Annotated in this window: 13 protein-coding genes; 7 read left to right on the top strand and 6 right to left on the bottom strand. The window is 72.3% G+C overall.

Annotated features, from left to right (window positions below; genetic code table 11):
- Nucleotides 1-105 precede the first annotated feature (105 nt).
- Genes I5071_RS11600 through I5071_RS11590 form a run of 3 tightly spaced genes read left to right on the top strand, consistent with a single transcriptional unit; the run spans nucleotide 106 to nucleotide 2,479 of the window.
- The gene (locus I5071_RS11600) at nucleotides 106-444 is read left to right on the top strand and encodes an arsenosugar biosynthesis-associated peroxidase-like protein (RefSeq protein ID WP_236605493.1); all 339 of its coding nucleotides are present in this window, start codon (nucleotides 106-108) and stop codon (nucleotides 442-444) included.
- Nucleotides 441-1,481: an arsenosugar biosynthesis radical SAM (seleno)protein ArsS gene (gene arsS / locus I5071_RS11595; RefSeq protein ID WP_236605492.1), complete on the top strand. Its 1,041-nt coding sequence runs from the start codon at nucleotides 441-443 to the stop codon at nucleotides 1,479-1,481. Before I5071_RS11600 ends, arsS begins: the two co-directional genes overlap by 4 nt.
- Nucleotides 1,478-2,479, top strand: a complete 1,002-nt coding sequence (locus tag I5071_RS11590; protein WP_236605491.1) for a cupin domain-containing protein — start codon at nucleotides 1,478-1,480, stop codon at nucleotides 2,477-2,479. Before arsS ends, I5071_RS11590 begins: the two co-directional genes overlap by 4 nt.
- Nucleotides 2,480-2,537: 58 nt before the next feature.
- Here I5071_RS11590 and I5071_RS11585 read toward each other — a convergent pair whose 3' ends face one another.
- Genes I5071_RS11585 through I5071_RS11570 form a run of 4 tightly spaced genes read right to left on the bottom strand, consistent with a single transcriptional unit; the run spans nucleotide 2,538 to nucleotide 8,122 of the window.
- A complete protein-coding gene (locus tag I5071_RS11585) occupies nucleotides 2,538-3,845 on the bottom strand; it encodes a hypothetical protein (RefSeq protein WP_236605490.1) in 1,308 nt (435 codons plus the stop codon).
- Complete coding sequence (locus I5071_RS11580) at nucleotides 3,842-5,599, bottom strand: hypothetical protein (RefSeq protein WP_236605489.1); 1,758 nt, start codon at nucleotides 5,597-5,599, stop codon at nucleotides 3,842-3,844. Before I5071_RS11580 ends, I5071_RS11585 begins: the two co-directional genes overlap by 4 nt.
- Complete coding sequence (locus tag I5071_RS11575; RefSeq protein WP_236605488.1) at nucleotides 5,596-7,149, bottom strand: hypothetical protein; 1,554 nt, start codon at nucleotides 7,147-7,149, stop codon at nucleotides 5,596-5,598. The genes I5071_RS11580 and I5071_RS11575 overlap by 4 nt, the downstream gene beginning before the upstream one ends.
- A 22-nt stretch (nucleotides 7,150-7,171) precedes the next feature.
- Nucleotides 7,172-8,122, bottom strand: a complete 951-nt coding sequence (locus I5071_RS11570; protein WP_236605487.1) for a uracil-DNA glycosylase — start codon at nucleotides 8,120-8,122, stop codon at nucleotides 7,172-7,174.
- A gap of 91 nt (nucleotides 8,123-8,213) precedes the next feature.
- Here I5071_RS11570 and I5071_RS11565 point away from each other — a divergent pair, with 91 nt between their 5' ends.
- From I5071_RS11565 to I5071_RS11555, 3 genes are all read left to right on the top strand, one after another.
- Nucleotides 8,214-9,029: a glycosyltransferase family 2 protein gene (locus I5071_RS11565; RefSeq protein ID WP_236605486.1), complete on the top strand. Its 816-nt coding sequence runs from the start codon at nucleotides 8,214-8,216 to the stop codon at nucleotides 9,027-9,029.
- Between the two features lie 140 nt (nucleotides 9,030-9,169).
- A complete protein-coding gene (locus I5071_RS11560; RefSeq protein WP_053234268.1) occupies nucleotides 9,170-9,901 on the top strand; it encodes a Stp1/IreP family PP2C-type Ser/Thr phosphatase in 732 nt (243 codons plus the stop codon).
- Complete coding sequence (locus I5071_RS11555; RefSeq protein WP_236605485.1) at nucleotides 9,883-10,698, top strand: class I SAM-dependent methyltransferase; 816 nt, start codon at nucleotides 9,883-9,885, stop codon at nucleotides 10,696-10,698. The genes I5071_RS11560 and I5071_RS11555 overlap by 19 nt, the downstream gene beginning before the upstream one ends.
- Before the next feature lie 11 nt (nucleotides 10,699-10,709).
- Here the strand turns inward: I5071_RS11555 and I5071_RS11550 are convergent, their stop codons facing one another.
- The gene (locus tag I5071_RS11550) at nucleotides 10,710-12,524 is read right to left on the bottom strand and encodes an IgGFc-binding protein (RefSeq protein WP_236605484.1); all 1,815 of its coding nucleotides are present in this window, start codon (nucleotides 12,522-12,524) and stop codon (nucleotides 10,710-10,712) included.
- A gap of 208 nt (nucleotides 12,525-12,732) precedes the next feature.
- Nucleotides 12,733-13,674: a nucleotidyltransferase family protein gene (locus I5071_RS11545; RefSeq protein WP_236605483.1), complete on the bottom strand. Its 942-nt coding sequence runs from the start codon at nucleotides 13,672-13,674 to the stop codon at nucleotides 12,733-12,735.
- A 55-nt stretch (nucleotides 13,675-13,729) separates the two neighbouring features.
- Here I5071_RS11545 and I5071_RS11540 point away from each other — a divergent pair, with 55 nt between their 5' ends.
- The gene (locus I5071_RS11540; RefSeq protein WP_236605482.1) at nucleotides 13,730-14,665 is read left to right on the top strand and encodes a putative metal-binding motif-containing protein; all 936 of its coding nucleotides are present in this window, start codon (nucleotides 13,730-13,732) and stop codon (nucleotides 14,663-14,665) included.
- The last annotated feature ends 50 nt before the right edge of the window (nucleotides 14,666-14,715 follow it).

Below are 14,715 nucleotides of genomic sequence, written 5' to 3'. Positions count from 1 at the left end.
CCCGCACGGAAGCGTGCGGAGCACGCGGACGGGAGTGCCCTCCGCCAGCGAGCCGATTTTGGACACACTTTCGCGGTACCGTGCGCGCACACGGAGGACCCCGCGATGCACCGCCCGCACTACTACGACGAGCACGACCTGGGACGTTTCGGTGAGGTGGGCGAGAACGCCCCCGAGCTCTCCAAGAAATTCTTCGAGTGGTACGGCGCGGTGTTCGCGGACGGCGCGCTCAGCGCACGCGAGAAGTCGCTGATCGCGCTCGCGGTCGCGCACGCGGTGCAGTGCCCGTACTGCATCGACGCGTACAGCAAGGACGCGCTCGAGAAGGGCTCGGACCTCGATCAGATGACCGAGGCGGTGCACGTCGCGGCGGCGATCCGTGGTGGCGCGTCGCTCGTCCACGGCGTGCAGATGCGGAACAAGGCGAACGGGATCTCGATGTGAGCTCGCCCAAGTCGCTGCCGACGCTGCGTGCCCGTGGCGCGCCGCTCGCGAGCCCCGACGCGCAGCGTGCGCTGCTGCGATCGCTGCCGATCGCGCGCGAATTCGAGGACGCGCTCGGAGGCCCGTTGCGCGCGACGCGCATCGACGTGATGCAGATCAACGTCGGCAAGCTCTGCAACCAGACCTGCCGTCACTGCCACGTCGATGCAGGCCCCGATCGCCGCGAGGTGATGAGCCGCGAGACGATGCAGCTCTGCCTCGACGCGCTGGCGCGCACCGACATCCCCACGGTCGACATCACCGGCGGCGCGCCCGAGCTCACGCCGCACTTCCGGTGGCTCGTCGAGCAGGTGCGCGCGCTCGGCCGGCACGTGATCGATCGCTGCAACCTCACGATCCTCGAGACCCCGACGCACCGCGATCTGCCGGAATTCTTCGCGGAGAACCGGGTCGAGGTGGTGTGCTCGCTGCCGCACTACGCGCGCCTCTCGACCGATCGGCAGCGCGGCGACGGAGTGCACGAGAGATCGATCCGCGCGCTGCGCCGTCTCAACGAGGTCGGGTACGGAGACGGGCGATCCGGCCTGCGCCTCGTGCTCGTGACGAACCCGGTCGGAGCGTTCCTGCCGGGCGCGCAGGCATCGCTCGAGACGGAGTGGAAGCGCGAGATGAAGCAGCGCCACGGCGTGTCCTTCGACGCGCTCTACACGATCACGAACATGCCGATCAGCCGCTACCTCGAGTGGCTCGAGAGCTCGGGCAACCTGCAGCGCTATCTCGATGCGCTGGTCGCCGCGTTCAATCCCGCGGCCGCGCGAGGCGTGATGTGCCGCAGCACGATCTCGATCGGCTGGGACGGCACGCTCTACGACTGCGACTTCAACCAGATGCTCGAGATGCCGGTGCACGCATCGGCGCCGCGTCACGTGCGCGACTTCGATCGCGGCTTGCTCGAGGCGCGCACGATCGAGCTCGATCGACACTGCTTCGGGTGCACTGCGGGCGCGGGCTCGAGCTGCGGCGGAGCGACGACGTGAGCGCCCGTCGCGTCGCGCTCGGGCTGCTCGCGCTCGGGCTGATCGGCGTCGCGGGCTGCGGAGGTTTCGCCCCGCGCGATGCGCGCGAAGAAGAGAGCGCGCGCGAGTCGGGGGGCGGCGAGTACGTCACGTCGGTCCAGAGCGAGGCGGCGAGCACGGCCGAAGCGGCGCCCGCGACGGACTCGACGGGCAGCGGCGGCGGCGCCTATCTCAGCCGCGACACGCTCGTCGCCGTGCCGCGCCCCGAGCCGTCGCCGTGGGACGCGCACGAGTGGGCGATCGCGCCGGCGACACCGCAGCGCGTGATGCTCGCGACGCTCGAGCTCCCTCCGGGACAGGCGTTCCGCCCGCCCGCGACGACGTGCCAGGACGTGATCCTCTTCGTGCGCGCGGGACAGCTCGAGGCGACGGGCACCGGCATCGCGACGAGCGACGCGCCGGCGACGCTCTACGCGGGCGACGCCGTGCGCTTCGGTCCCGAGGGCGATGGGCTCGCGGTCAACGCGGGCACCACGCGCGTGCGCACGGTGATGGCGATCGCGCGACGCGCGGGCACCGGGCCGGCACGCGCGCCCGGGCCGAGAGGTGACGCGTGCGTGGTCGCCGCGTCGCACTCCGATCCGCTGGTGCGCCCGCTGCGCATCGGATCGATCGCGACGACACCTCCGCTGCGCGCCCCTGGAGGCCGGATGGAGATCCGCATCCTGCTCGACGCCGACGGCGCAGGCGCCGAGCACGGTGCGCTCTCGTGGCTCGAAGGTCCGCCCGACGTGAGCGTGCCCGAGCACCGGCACGCGGAGGCCGCCGAGATCCTCTTGTTCGAAGACGGCGAGGGCACGATGAGGGTCGGCGATCGCGAGATCACGGTCGGCCCGGGCGTCGCGATCTACGTGCCCGAGGGCACGCTGCACTCGTTCCGCAGCGGCGGCACGCGCCCACTGCGCGCGATCCAGATCTACGCACCCGCAGGGCCCGAGCAGCGGTTCCGCGGGATGTGATCACTCGTCGAGCCCGAGCAGCATCGCGACGGAGCCCGTCGCTGCGAACGGACCCGGCTCAGCGAAGGCGCGCGACGCTCGTCGCGTCCCCGCACGCGCACGGGACCACGCGCACCGCGCCCTCGAGATCGACGAGCCGCCCCACGATCCACGCGGGCGGGCTCTGCTTCGCGAGCTGGTCGAGCGCGGCCGCCGCGCCGGGATCCTCCTCGCGCGCGATGGGGATCGGCTCGCCCACCGCGTCCACGAGGAACCCGTCCTCGACGCCGGTGCACCCGATCACCTGCACCGGCTCCGCGAGCGCAGGCGACGCGGCGAGGGCCTCGCGGTAGACGTCGACCAGCATCGACGCGCGACGCACCGCGTGGGCGAGCACCTTCTCGAGGTCGCTCGGCTGCACGTCGATCGCGACGGTGTACTGCAGGATGCGCACGCGCCGCGGCGCGGGCCCCTCCTCGATCTCCGCGAGCCCGACGAAGAGCGAGCGCGGACAGGGCCCGAGCGACGGCGGCGTGGCGCTGCGCGCGCGCTCCTCGCAGAGCACCTCACCGGTCGCGAGATCGAGCAGGTAGCGGCGCTCGATCGCAGCGCGCTGGATGCCATCGAGCGACTCGCGCGCGAGCTCGATCATCGCGCGATCGATCACGCGCTCGAGCTGCGACGGTCCGTGCGCGGCGAGCCATGCGGCAGCGCGGGCGCGTCCGATCGGTCCGCTGCGCGCGCCGCGGAGATCGTCCCCGGCGCGGGTCGCGCCATCGAGCAGCCGCGCGACGGTGCGCGCGTCACCGGCGCTCATCGCGCGCTCGAGCCGGCCGATCCAGCGCGAGACCGGGTTCGGCACCGGCACGATCACGCGCGCCACGCGATCGAGCGCCTCGCGCACGCTCGGCGACTCGCGGCCCGTGATGCCGGCCCGCACGACCGCGAGCACCACGTCGTCGAGGGCATCGGCGAGCGGCCTTCCGCGCTCCACGACGTCGTCGCCCGCGGCGCCGGCCACCGGACGAAGCGGGCGCGGCGCGGCCTGCTGCGGCTCGGGGCGCGGCTCCGCGAGCACCCAGCGCAGCGCCGCGCGCACCCACGGCGACGAGGGTGCGCCAGAGCTCTCGCGTCCCGCGCTCCCGTCGGTGCACGACCACGCGAGCTCTCCGTCGCGCATCACGAGCGTGACCTGCTCGACGCGAGCATCGACGCGCACGTCGAGCGAGATGCGCTCCACGCTCGTCTCGCGCGTCGCCTCGGGCGTGATCGAGAAGCGATCGGTCGTGCGTGCCTTCCCGGCGCGCGGCGCGTCGGGGAGCACGATCGACGGCAGCGTGATCGGATCGTCGCCGAGCGCGCGTCGCGCCGAGTCGCGCAGGCTCATACGGGCTCCGCCGATGCCGACGACGCGAGCGCCTGACGTCGGCGTCGCAGCTCGAAGCGCACGTTGCTCGGCACGCGCCGCAGATCGAGATCGAGCACCTCGTCGAGCAGCCCGCGCGCGATGTCGAGACGCCCCGCGCGCTCCATCTCCTCGGCGCGCCGGAGCACCACGCCCGCGAGCGTGCGCACGACCGGGCGCTCGTGCTCGACCCACGCGCGGTTGGCCTCGATCGCGCGGCGGAACGCGCCGAGCGCGCGCGCCGGCTCGCCCTGACGCACGTGCGCGAGCGCGATCGCGGCGAGCGGCTCCGGCCAGCGCGGACGGCGCGCCGCTGCGAGCTCGAACCACGCGATCGCACGACCGACTGCGCCGATCGCGAGCCAGAGCCGACCGAAGAGCAGATCGAAGCGGCCCTGCAGGCGCGCCCAGAACGTCTCCTCGGCCCCTCGCGCGACCACGCCCGCGCGCGCCGCGGTCGCGAGCGAGCTCGGCTCCGCGGGCACCGGAGGCTCTTCGCCGCGCAGATCCATCTGGGCACGGATCGACGCTTCCGCGTCCTCGATGTCCGCGAGCAGCGCGCTCGGCGGCTCGCGATCCCGGAGCGCCTCGAGCGCGCGCAGCGCGCGGCCGTCGCCGATGCGCCCGAGCGCGCGCACCAGCACGCCGAGCAGCGCGGGATCGCGACGATCGAGCATGCGGATCAGGAGCTCGACGTCCTCGCTGGTCGCGGCCCACTCCATCGACTCCGCCGCGGCGAGCACCACGCGCGCATCGTCGCCGCGCAGCAGCGTGCGCAGGTACGGCAGGCCGCGCGCATCGCCCGCCAGTGCGAGCGCGCCCGCGAGCACCGCGCGCTCGAGATCGACGACGCTTCGTTCGTGCGCGGCGACCAGCGCAGGACGCGCGCGGGGATCGTCGATGCGCGCGAGCGCGCGCGCGGCATCGGGCACGAGATCGGACACGCGGCTCTCGAGCAGCGACACCAGCGCCGGCAGGAGGCGCGGATCGCCGGCACAGCGGAGCGACTGCAGGAGCGCGCGGCGCGACGCGAGATCCGACGCGCCATCGCTGCCCTCGAGCACCGCCGCGAGGTGCGCGATCACGCGATCCGGCAAGAGGCGCGCGCGCAGTCCGATCCACGCGCGCTGCTCGCCCGGCAGCTCCGCGATCGGCTCGGTCGTGGTCTCGCCTTCCCAGAAGCGCGCGATCGACTGCTCGAGCTTCTTGAGGAGCTCGGCCCACGGCTCGTCCTCGTCGCGCGCCTCGTCGCCCACCTCGCCGGGGAGCGCAGCACGCGCGCGCGTGACCTCGAACGCGACGTCGGGATCGCGATGCCCGATCAGCACCTGCTCGATCGTGCCGATCCGCGTGTCGTCGAGATCACCGCGCTCGAGCATCTCGCGGAAGCGGAGCGCGGCCGCGCGACGCTGCTGCAGGCTCCCGCCGCGCAGCACCGCGACGAGCGTGGGCACGTCGTCGAGCTCGGGGATGCACGGGCGATCCTCGCCGGGCCGGGCCGCGAGGCGACCGAGGAAGGATCCGTCGACCGGGGCGCTCGCCGCTGGGCGCACGTCCTCGGGCTCACCCACCCGCAGATCGGAGAGGGCACCCCGCGCGATCGCCGCGACCAGCTCGCGCGCGACCTCGCGGTCGTCCGACTCGTCGCCGACACCGAGCGTCTTGCGCAGCGCGTCCTCGCCCGGCGCCGCGCCGCGACGCACGCGCTCGACCAGGCGCCGCCCGACGTCGCTCACGCGATCTTCACCCTCGTCCTCACGAGACCGATGCCGCTGCCGATCCACAGCGTCGTCTCGCCCTCGCCGTCGCGCTCGACCACGAGCGCGTGCACGCGCTGATCGCCGTCCGGATCCCCGGCGCCGGTGACGTGGTGCTTCGCGCGCACCTCCTCGAGATCGACGACGATCGAGGGCCGCTCATCGCTCGCGATCGGCGCCCGCACCACCAGCCCGCGATCGGTCCCCTCGGCGAGCACGCCCGCGTAGAGCGCGGCGCCCGAGGGCTCTGCCGCGAGCGCGATCGCGCCCGCATCGCGGAGCGCGTCGAGGACCTCCCAGCGCTGTCCGTCGTCGCGCGTGACGTAGGGCGCGAGCCCCGGAACGTCGGTCGTGAGCACCACGATCGGCCCGAGCGCGGCGACGAAGATCTCGTGCTCGTCGGGGAGCCCGGCGATCGTCGGACCGGCGACGTTGCGCCACGAGCGCCCGCCGTCGCGCGTGCGGATCAACCGCATCGCACCGCCCCGCGCGCCGAGCACACCGACCACGCCGCCCTCGACGTCGTGCCCGAGCGCGAGCACTGCGCCCGGGATCAGCGGACGCGACCACGTCGCGCCCTCGTCGTCGCTCCGGACCAGCGCGCCACCGCGGGTGAGCCCCCAGATCCGCACGCCGCCCGCGTGCGGCTCGGCGAGCAGGTGGAACGCACCGACGCTCGTCGCTTCGCCGCGCCGCAGCGCCTCGACGGGCTCGAAGCGCTCTCCGTCGGTCGAGCGCGCGACGCCGCCGAGCTGGAGCCCGACGAGCAGCGCGCCCGACGCGGTGCGCACCAGGCTCGTCGGCTCGTCGCCGTCGAGGCCGATCGCGTCGACCTCGGAGACCGTGTCGCCCTCGATCCGGTAGAGCGTGCGTCCCCCGACGAGCCCACCGCCGATCGCGAGGATCGCGTCGTCGTCGGGGCCCAGCCAGCGCGACGTCGCGGGGATGCGCGGGAGCGACAGCGCGGGGTGCTCGGGGCGCTCGTCGGCGCCGGGGAACATGTCGATCTCGCCCTCCCCTTCGAGATCGAGATCGTCGGCGAGCTCGTCCTCTCGGCTCGAGGCTCCCGCCGGGAGGCCGACCGGCGCGTCGTCGTCGCCGAGCGACTCGATGCGCTCTTCGACGCCCTCCTCGCCGGCGTCGCGCACCAGCGAGGGCTCGCGCTCCTCGTCGAGATCGGCGTCGTCGAGATCCGCGTCCCAGCCCGGCGCCTCCGCGGCCTCCGAGCCCTCGGTCCAGCCGCCCTCCTCGCCCTCGTCGAGCTCGGGATCCTCGGTCAGCGGCTCTTCTGCGGCGTCCCAGCCCTGGTCGCCGTCCTCGTCGTCGATCGCGTCGAGGAAGTCCTCCTCGCCGTCGATCCCGGTGGACACGTCGAGCCCGACCGTCTCGTCGCCCTCGTCGATCTCGTCCGCGATCTCGTCCGCATCGCCGAGGCCGAGATCACCCGCCGGCTCGTCGTCGCCGGCGATGTCGGGCAGGTCGGGCAGCTCGTCGTCGTCGGCCGTCTGCGGTCGGGGAGCACGGATCATCGATCGATGATGTAGCCCTGCGTCAGCCCTTTCGCGAGCCCTGCGGCGGCACCGGGCGCCCGAGGCGCTGCAGGACCTTCTGCAGGTCCTCCCACACCGGCCGCTTCATCTCGGGCGAGCGCAGCAGGAACGCGGGGTGATAGGTCGGCATCACGGGGACGCCGCGCCAGGTGCCCCACATGCCGCGCCACGAGCGCCCGGGCTCGGCGCACCCCAGGTTCTCCGCGGCGCAGCGACCGAGCGCGACGATCACCTTGGGCGCGACGATCTCGAGCTGCTTCGTGAGGAACGGCTCGCACGCCGCGGCCTCGTCGGGCAGCGGCGTGCGGTTCTCGGGCGGGCGGCACTTCACGACGTTGCAGACGTAGACCGCGTCGCGATCGAAGCCCATCGCGCCGATCATGCGATCGAGCAGCTGCCCGGCGGGGCCGACGAACGGGGAGCCCTGCTGGTCCTCGTGGTACCCCGGGCCCTCCCCGACGAAGGCGATCTCGGTGAGCGGCGTGCCGCGCGAGAACACCGACGTCGTGCGGCCCTCGCACAAGCGACACGCGCGACAGGTGCCGGCCTCGGCGGCGAGCACCTCGAGCGCGCGGCGCTTCTGCTCCGGGGAGAGCACGGACGCGCCCGCGAGCGCGGCGACGGCGGCCGCCGCCGGCTCCCGTGTGACCGCCGCCGGCTCCCGTGTGACCGCCGCCGGCTCCCGTGTGACCGCCGCCGGCTCCCGTGTGACCGCCGCCGGCTCCCGTGTGACCGCCGCCGGCTCCCGTGTGACCGCCGCCGGCTCTGCGACGAGCGCCGCAGGCTGTCCGGCAACTTCGGCCGACACCGCGCCCTGCGGCGGTGCGACCGCGATCTCGCTCTCGCTCGCGTCGGCCCACGGCACGACCGCGCCGCCCATGCCCTCTTCCCACGCGAGGTGCTCGCGCACCATCGCTGCGATCCCGGCCAGCTCCTCGTCGTACGCGCTCACGGGACCCTCCCTCTACCACGACCGCGCGCTCGATCACGACGGCGTCCGGCTCTGGCCACGCCGCACGCGAGCGGCTAGCCTCGCCGCGTCCATGCCCAGCAGCGAGCCCGTCCTGTCGGTCGTGATCCCCTGCTACAACGAGCGCGGGACCATCCACTCCTGCCTCGAGCGCGTGCTGCGCTCACCCGTCGACTCGATCGAGGTCGTGGTCGTCGACGACGGCAGCAGCGACGGCACCCGCGACCTGCTCACCCGCGGTCCCGCGCTCGATCCGCGCGTCCGCGTGGTCCTGCACGCGCAGAACGGCGGCAAGGGCGCGGCGCTGCGCACCGGCTTCCAGGAAGCGCGCGGCCGCTTCGTGCTGATCCAGGACGCCGACCTCGAGTACGACCCGAACGAGTACCCGAAGCTGCTCCAGCCGCTGCTCGAGGATCGCGCCGACGTCGTCTTCGGCTCGCGCTTCGCGGGCGGCGGCCCGCACCGAGTCCTCTACTACTGGCACTCGGTCGCGAACCACATGCTCACGACGCTGAGCAACATGCTCACCGACCTGAACCTCACGGACATGGAGACTTGCTACAAGGTCTTCCGCCGCGAGGTCCTCCAGCAGCTCACGCTCGAGGAGAACCGCTTCGGCATCGAGCCCGAGCTCACCGCGAAGGTCGCGGGCCTCGGCGTGCGCGTCTACGAAGTGCCGATCAGCTATCACGGCCGCACCTACGCCGAGGGCAAGAAGATCGGGCTCAAGGACGCGTTCCGCGCGGTGTACTGCATCGTCCGCTACGGCGTGCCCGCGCGGATCAGCGCCGCCGAGGTCGCGCGCTCGCAGGCCGCGGCCGCGCGCGATGCCGAGCGCGACGAGGCTCGCACCAGCGCCGATCGCGCGCAGGCAGCCCGTCGCAATTGAGCGACCGAACGGTCAGCCCGCGCTGGATCATCGATTGACTGCGTTCGTGGCGCCGCGTTAGCGTTCACGGGCTCAACGGAGGGAACCGCGAAGTGGCGTCCAGTGCTCGTGTTCTCGTCGCCGGCGAGACCAACGTCGGGATGAAGCGCACTCACAACGAGGACGCCTACGACCTCATCGACGACGAGCGTCTGTATCTCGTCGCCGACGGCATGGGTGGTCACGCCTCCGGTGAGGTCGCCAGCAAGATGGCGATCGAGACGCTTCGCGAGTTCTTCTCCGCGACGTCGCAGGATCCCGAGGCGACCTGGCCGTACAAGATGGACAAGGCGCGCGGGTACGAGGAGAACCGGCTCATCACCGGGATCAAGCTCGCGAACCTGCGCATCCACGAGGCCGCGCAGCGCGAGCCGCGCCTGCGCGGCATGGGCACGACCATCGTCGCGATCCTCGTGATCGACGACGGAGTGCTCATCGCGCACGTGGGCGACTCGCGCGTCTATCGCCTTCGTCAGGGCAAGCTCGAGCAGCTCACCGACGATCACTCGCTCCTCAACGACTACATCAAGATGAAGCGTTTGACGGAGGAGGAGATCGCGAACTTCCCGCACAAGAACGTCATCGTGCGCGCGCTCGGCATGAAGGAGACCGTCAAGGTCGACACGCGCCTCGATCCCCCGCAGCCCGGTGACGTGTACCTGCTCTGCTCCGACGGCCTCTGCGGCCCGGTGAGCGATCAGGAGATCGGCGAGATCGCGCAGTCCTCGAACGATCTGAAGGGCGTCGCGTCGAAGCTGATCGAGCGCGCGAACGCGAACGGCGGACCGGACAACGTCACCGTCGTGCTCGCGAAGTGGATCGGCAAGGGCTGATCTCCGCGCTCCGTCGCCTCCGCGAGGGGGTCGGTCGCCTCCGCGAGGGGGTCGCCGAGCTCCGGGCACGACCGACCTCCGAGCGCGCGTCGCACGCGATCGCGCGACAGCTCGACTATCAACGCCGCAAAGCCGCGGCGATCGCCCGCGACCACGCGCGCATCGAGCGGATCATGAGCGCGCGGACGAACGCGCTCGTCGCGACGCTCGCGCCCCACGTCGCGATCACGTCGGGCACGCGCGTGCTCGAGGTCGGCTCGGGCGCCCACGGCCACGTGTTCTTCCTCGGCGTGCCCGATGCGATCGGCGTTGATCCGCTCGCCGACGAGTACCGCGCGCTCTTCCCCTGGCAGCCCCGGGCGCGAACGATCGCCGCGTACGGCGAGCACCTCCCGTTCGACGACGCGCGCTTCGATCTCGTCGTCTCCGACAACGTCATCGATCACGCCGAGCGCCCCGCCGCGATCGTCGACGAGCTCGTGCGCGTCCTCGCACCTGGCGGCGTCCTCTACTTCACGGTGCACGTGCACCATCCGATCTACGACGCGCTCTCGCGCGCGTACGGACTGCTCACGCTGCTCGGGCTCCCGCGTGATCTCGGCGGCCCGTTCGCCGATCACACCGTGCACCTCACGGCGCGCGACGCCACGCGCCTCGTCGAGCGCGACGAGCTCGAGATCCTGCATCGCGCGCTCCTGCCCGAGCGCACGCCGAAACGCAGACGGCGCGTCGACCACCTGAAGCGCGTGCTCGCGAAGAACACGACCTTCGAGGTGATCGCGCGCCGTCGCGCGTGATCACGTGAGGATCAGATCGGCTCGTTGATCGACTCGAGGTCGAGGCCGCCCGGGTACATGTAGCTCGTGTACTGGCCGAACCCGTACACGACGATGCCGAACTCCTGCGAGCTCGTGATCGTGTGCGCGCCGCCCGTGATCTCGACGCGCGCCACGCCGAAGCCGGTGCCGCCGACCGGGAGGAAGCCGGGGACGGTCGTGCCGTCGAGCGTCACGGTCGCGCCCATCGGCGCCGTGACGTTCACGAAGCTGCGCTCGTACGTGCTCGGCGCCAGGAACGTGTACTCGGTGCGGTACTGATCGGTCGGGATCGCGAGCGACATCGAGGGATCGCCCACGTCGCCGATCGACGAGTTGATGCCCGGGTAGTTCTGGCCGACGAGGAACTGCGCGACGCTGATCGCCTCGGTGCCCGACACGCGGAAGCTCTGACGCGCTTCGAACTCGATCGTCTGGCCGCGGTTCAGCGTGACGGCCGCGTGCGTCGACGCGGGATCGAACGTGATCATGTTCCCGTCGCGCGCCGAGACGATGCGAACGACGTTCGGCTCGTTCATCAGCGGCTGCGTGATCGAGACGATCGCCTCGCGGCCCCACGCCTCCTCGGGGAACAGCGCCTCCTCGAGATGGTCGCACGCCCAGCGGTTCGCCGGCATGAACGCGCAGTTGTGACCGCCGTACACCGCGAGCCGTCCGGTCGAGCGGATCTCGGTGCCCGTCAGATCGTACTCGGGACCGACCGCGCAGTAGTCGATCCGACGGCTGCCGAAGAGCGAGCTCTGCGTGTCCGAGCTGGTCGGCGTGCAGGTCTCGGGGCGCGACGCGACGAGCTGCAGCACGTCACCCGCGCCGAGCGTGAACGTCCCGGTCTGACCGGGCGCGAACGCCTGCACGCTCGAGCCGTCCGACGACGCGCGGGTGTGCGCGCTGAACGTGATGGTCACCTCGGTCGCGGTGTCCGACGCACCGACGATCGTGAGGAATCCGGGGCTCTGCGCCTCCTGCGCGGCGCCGCCCGAGGGCGTGATGCGCATGTAGCGCGTCGCGACCGAGGTCACGAGGTAGTTGCCGCTGAGCGCGTGCGAGGGCAGCAGGAGCGACGCGTCGTTGGAGAACGAGAAGCACTCGTTGTCGAGCTCGAGGATGCTCTCGCCCGCGCAGTCACGCGCGATGCGGTACTCCAGCGGGTTGAACTGATAGACGGTGACCGGCAGCGTCGAGCGCAGGCGGTAGCCGCCGCCGCGGAGCAGCGTCGAGGGCTCGGGCGGGCTCGCGGCCGCGAGCTGCTGCTTGAGGTCGTTGACCCAGGGCAGCTCGATCGTCTGCACCGCGCCGGGCGCGACGGTCACCGTGCTCACCGTCGCGGTGCCGCGCGTGACGGTCACCTGCGCCGCGCTCGACTGCGGGTTCGCGACGACGACGGCGAACGGGAAGTCGGGCGCGACCTGCGAGTTCAGCGTCGTGACGGGCCAGTACTCGCACCCGATGTACGAGTTGGCGGCCTCCGCGTCGGCGCACGGCGAGCTGCACATCACGGTCGTCGCGTTGCAGACGAGACCGGCGGACGCATCGCACGTCTCCACGACGTCGTAGCCCGAGCCGTCGGCGCGGCAGCGCTGCAGCGTGTTGCCATCGCACATGCCGCGGCTCGGCAAGCACGCGACGCAGCCCAGCTCGGGCGCGCAGGTGCCGCCGGTCGTGCTGCAGTTGCGGCGGCCGGACTCCGTGCCGTCCGGGTTGCAGCTCACTTCCTCGGCCCCGAGGCAGATCCTCGAGGGGCCTCCGGCAGTGCACGGCGTCGGCCCCTGCCCGTCGGGCGTCGGCACCCCACTGTCACGCGGACGGCCTCCGCCACCGACTGGCTCGGTGCACCCCACGGACACGATCAGCGAGCACGAGACGAACGAGAACAGAAGTGAAGAACGCATTGAGCCCCCACGGCATCGAGTCGGCGGACGCTAATGGGGTCGTCCACTCCGACGCAACCACAGAGACTGCCATCGCTCACGGATTCGCCACCAGGGGGTGCGTTCGTTACACGGCGGAAACGCGGTGGGCGCCGAGCAGGACCAGATCGCGCGCGGATTCGGTCACTCGGGTGCCCGGCCACACGACGCAGCGCTCGAGCGTGACGCCGTCCTCGATGCGCGCCCCCGCGCCGACCGTCGTCTCGTGCAGCGCGACGCGCGCCCCGAGGCTCGCGCTGGGGTGCACCGCATCGCGCGCCGGGTCGATCCCCGGCCACGCGAGCGCGCCCCGGATCACGTCGAGATGCGCCGCGACGTACTCGCGCGGCGTGCCGAGATCACGCCATGCCGCGCGCTCCACGTGCGCGCCGATGCGCGCGCCGCGGGCGAGCCACGGGAGATAGCCGCGCTGGACGATGCATCCCTCGTCGGGCAGCTCGCGCAGCGCGCGCCCGGAGAGCACGTGGACGCCGGTGAACATCGTCGCGCGCAGCGTTCCGTCGGGCGTCGCGAGCATGCGACGCACCACGCGTTCCTCGTCGAGCTCGATCGCGCCGTAGCGCGCCGCGGCGGGATCCTCGCGCACGATCATCGTGGCGATCGCGTTCGTCGCGCGATGGGTCGCGATCGCGGCGTGGAGGTCCGGCGCGAACGAGATGTCGCCGTTGAACGCGAGCACGACGTCGTCGTCCGCGAGCTCACGCCCGAGCGCGCGCGACTGCAGCCCGATCGCGTGCTTCACGCCGCCGCCGGTCCCGAGCAACGTGGGCTCGTGCGCGAAGCGCACCGTGAGCCCGTCGATGCGCGGCGCGCTCGCGACCGCCTCCTCGACGCGCGCCGCGAGGTGATGCGTGTTGAGCACGACGTCCGTGACGTCGGCGCGACGTAGATGGTCGAGCGCGAACCAGCACAGCGGACGATGGAAGAGCGGCACGACGGGCTTGGGGAGCACGTCGGTCATGGGCCGCAGGCGCGTCCCGAGCCCCGCGGCGAACACCATCGCGCGCATTCGTCGAACGGATATCACATACGTGCGCGCCGCGTTCGAGGGTACAGTCGTCGGAGTGCGTTCGATCCCGCTGTGCTCGATCCTGCTGCTCGTGATCGTGCTCCCCGCGTGCGGCGACGACGACGACGCGAGCGTGGGTGACGCTGGCTCGCTCCTCGATGCGGCGACACACGACGCGGCTCCGCCGGAGCACGACGCGGGCGTCGAGGACGCGGGCGCGGACGGCGGTGATCCCGATGCCGGCGAAGAGCCGCCCGAGTGCCTCGTCGACGACGACTGCTCCGACGACGACGTGTGCACCGGCATCGAGCGCTGCATCGACGAAGCGTGTGTGCCCGGCATGCAGCTCGGATGCTTCGACGGTGTCGCGTGCAGCTTCGACACGTGCGACCCGACGAGCGGCTGCGCGATGAGCGCGCCCGACGCGGATCTCGACGGCGCCGACGACTGCAACGACTGCGCGCCTTCCGACCCCGACGTGCACCCCGGCGCGACGGACACGTGCAACGGGCGAGACGACGACTGCGACCTCGCGATCGACGAGAACGGCGTCGCGGTCTACTTCGCCGACTGCGACGACGACGGTCACGCGCCGCGCGATGCGACGACCTACACCGGTTGCGAGCCGCCCGATCCGAGCACGACCGGCTGCGACGGCGCGAGCGCGACCTGGATCACCCGAGCGCCGACGGAGAGCGCGTTCGACTGCGACGACTCCGACGTGCGCGCTCATGCCGGACAGACCGAGCTCTTCGCGACGCGCATGCAGGGCCACGTCACCGGGCTCGACTTCGACTTCGACTGCGACGGCCGGATCACGCTCGAGCACGCGGCCGCCGGCGGTTGTGCGCGGTCGGGCGGCACCTGCGAGCACACGGCCGGCTGGGCCGCCGCCGAGATTCCCGGGTGCGGCGGCGAGGCGACGTTCGTCGCGGGATGCGATCCGAGCTGTGCGGTGCGCACCGAGCCCCGGATCCAGCGGTGCCGTTGAGACAATAGTCACAGCGGAACTTTTGTTCGCGACTGGATTTCGTCCCCGGA

The organism is Sandaracinus amylolyticus, assembly GCF_021631985.1.
Taxonomy (GTDB): domain Bacteria; phylum Myxococcota_A; class Polyangia; order Polyangiales; family Sandaracinaceae; genus Sandaracinus; species Sandaracinus amylolyticus_A.
This window is presented reverse-complemented; position numbering and strand designations above follow the sequence as displayed.

Excerpts from the sequence above, each read along its gene's own strand:
- I5071_RS11545 (WP_236605483.1), bottom strand. The coding sequence starts at position 13,674 with ATGCGCGCGATGGTGTTCGCCGCGGGGCTCGGGACGCGCCTGCGGCCC.
- I5071_RS11560 (WP_053234268.1), top strand. The coding sequence starts at position 9,170 with ATGAAGCGCACTCACAACGAGGACGCCTACGACCTCATCGACGACGAG.
- I5071_RS11575 (WP_236605488.1), bottom strand. The coding sequence starts at position 7,149 with ATGATCCGTGCTCCCCGACCGCAGACGGCCGACGACGACGAGCTGCCC.
- I5071_RS11585 (WP_236605490.1), bottom strand. The coding sequence starts at position 3,845 with ATGAGCCTGCGCGACTCGGCGCGACGCGCGCTCGGCGACGATCCGATC.
- I5071_RS11600 (WP_236605493.1), top strand. The coding sequence starts at position 106 with ATGCACCGCCCGCACTACTACGACGAGCACGACCTGGGACGTTTCGGT.
- I5071_RS11565 (WP_236605486.1), top strand. The coding sequence starts at position 8,214 with ATGCCCAGCAGCGAGCCCGTCCTGTCGGTCGTGATCCCCTGCTACAAC.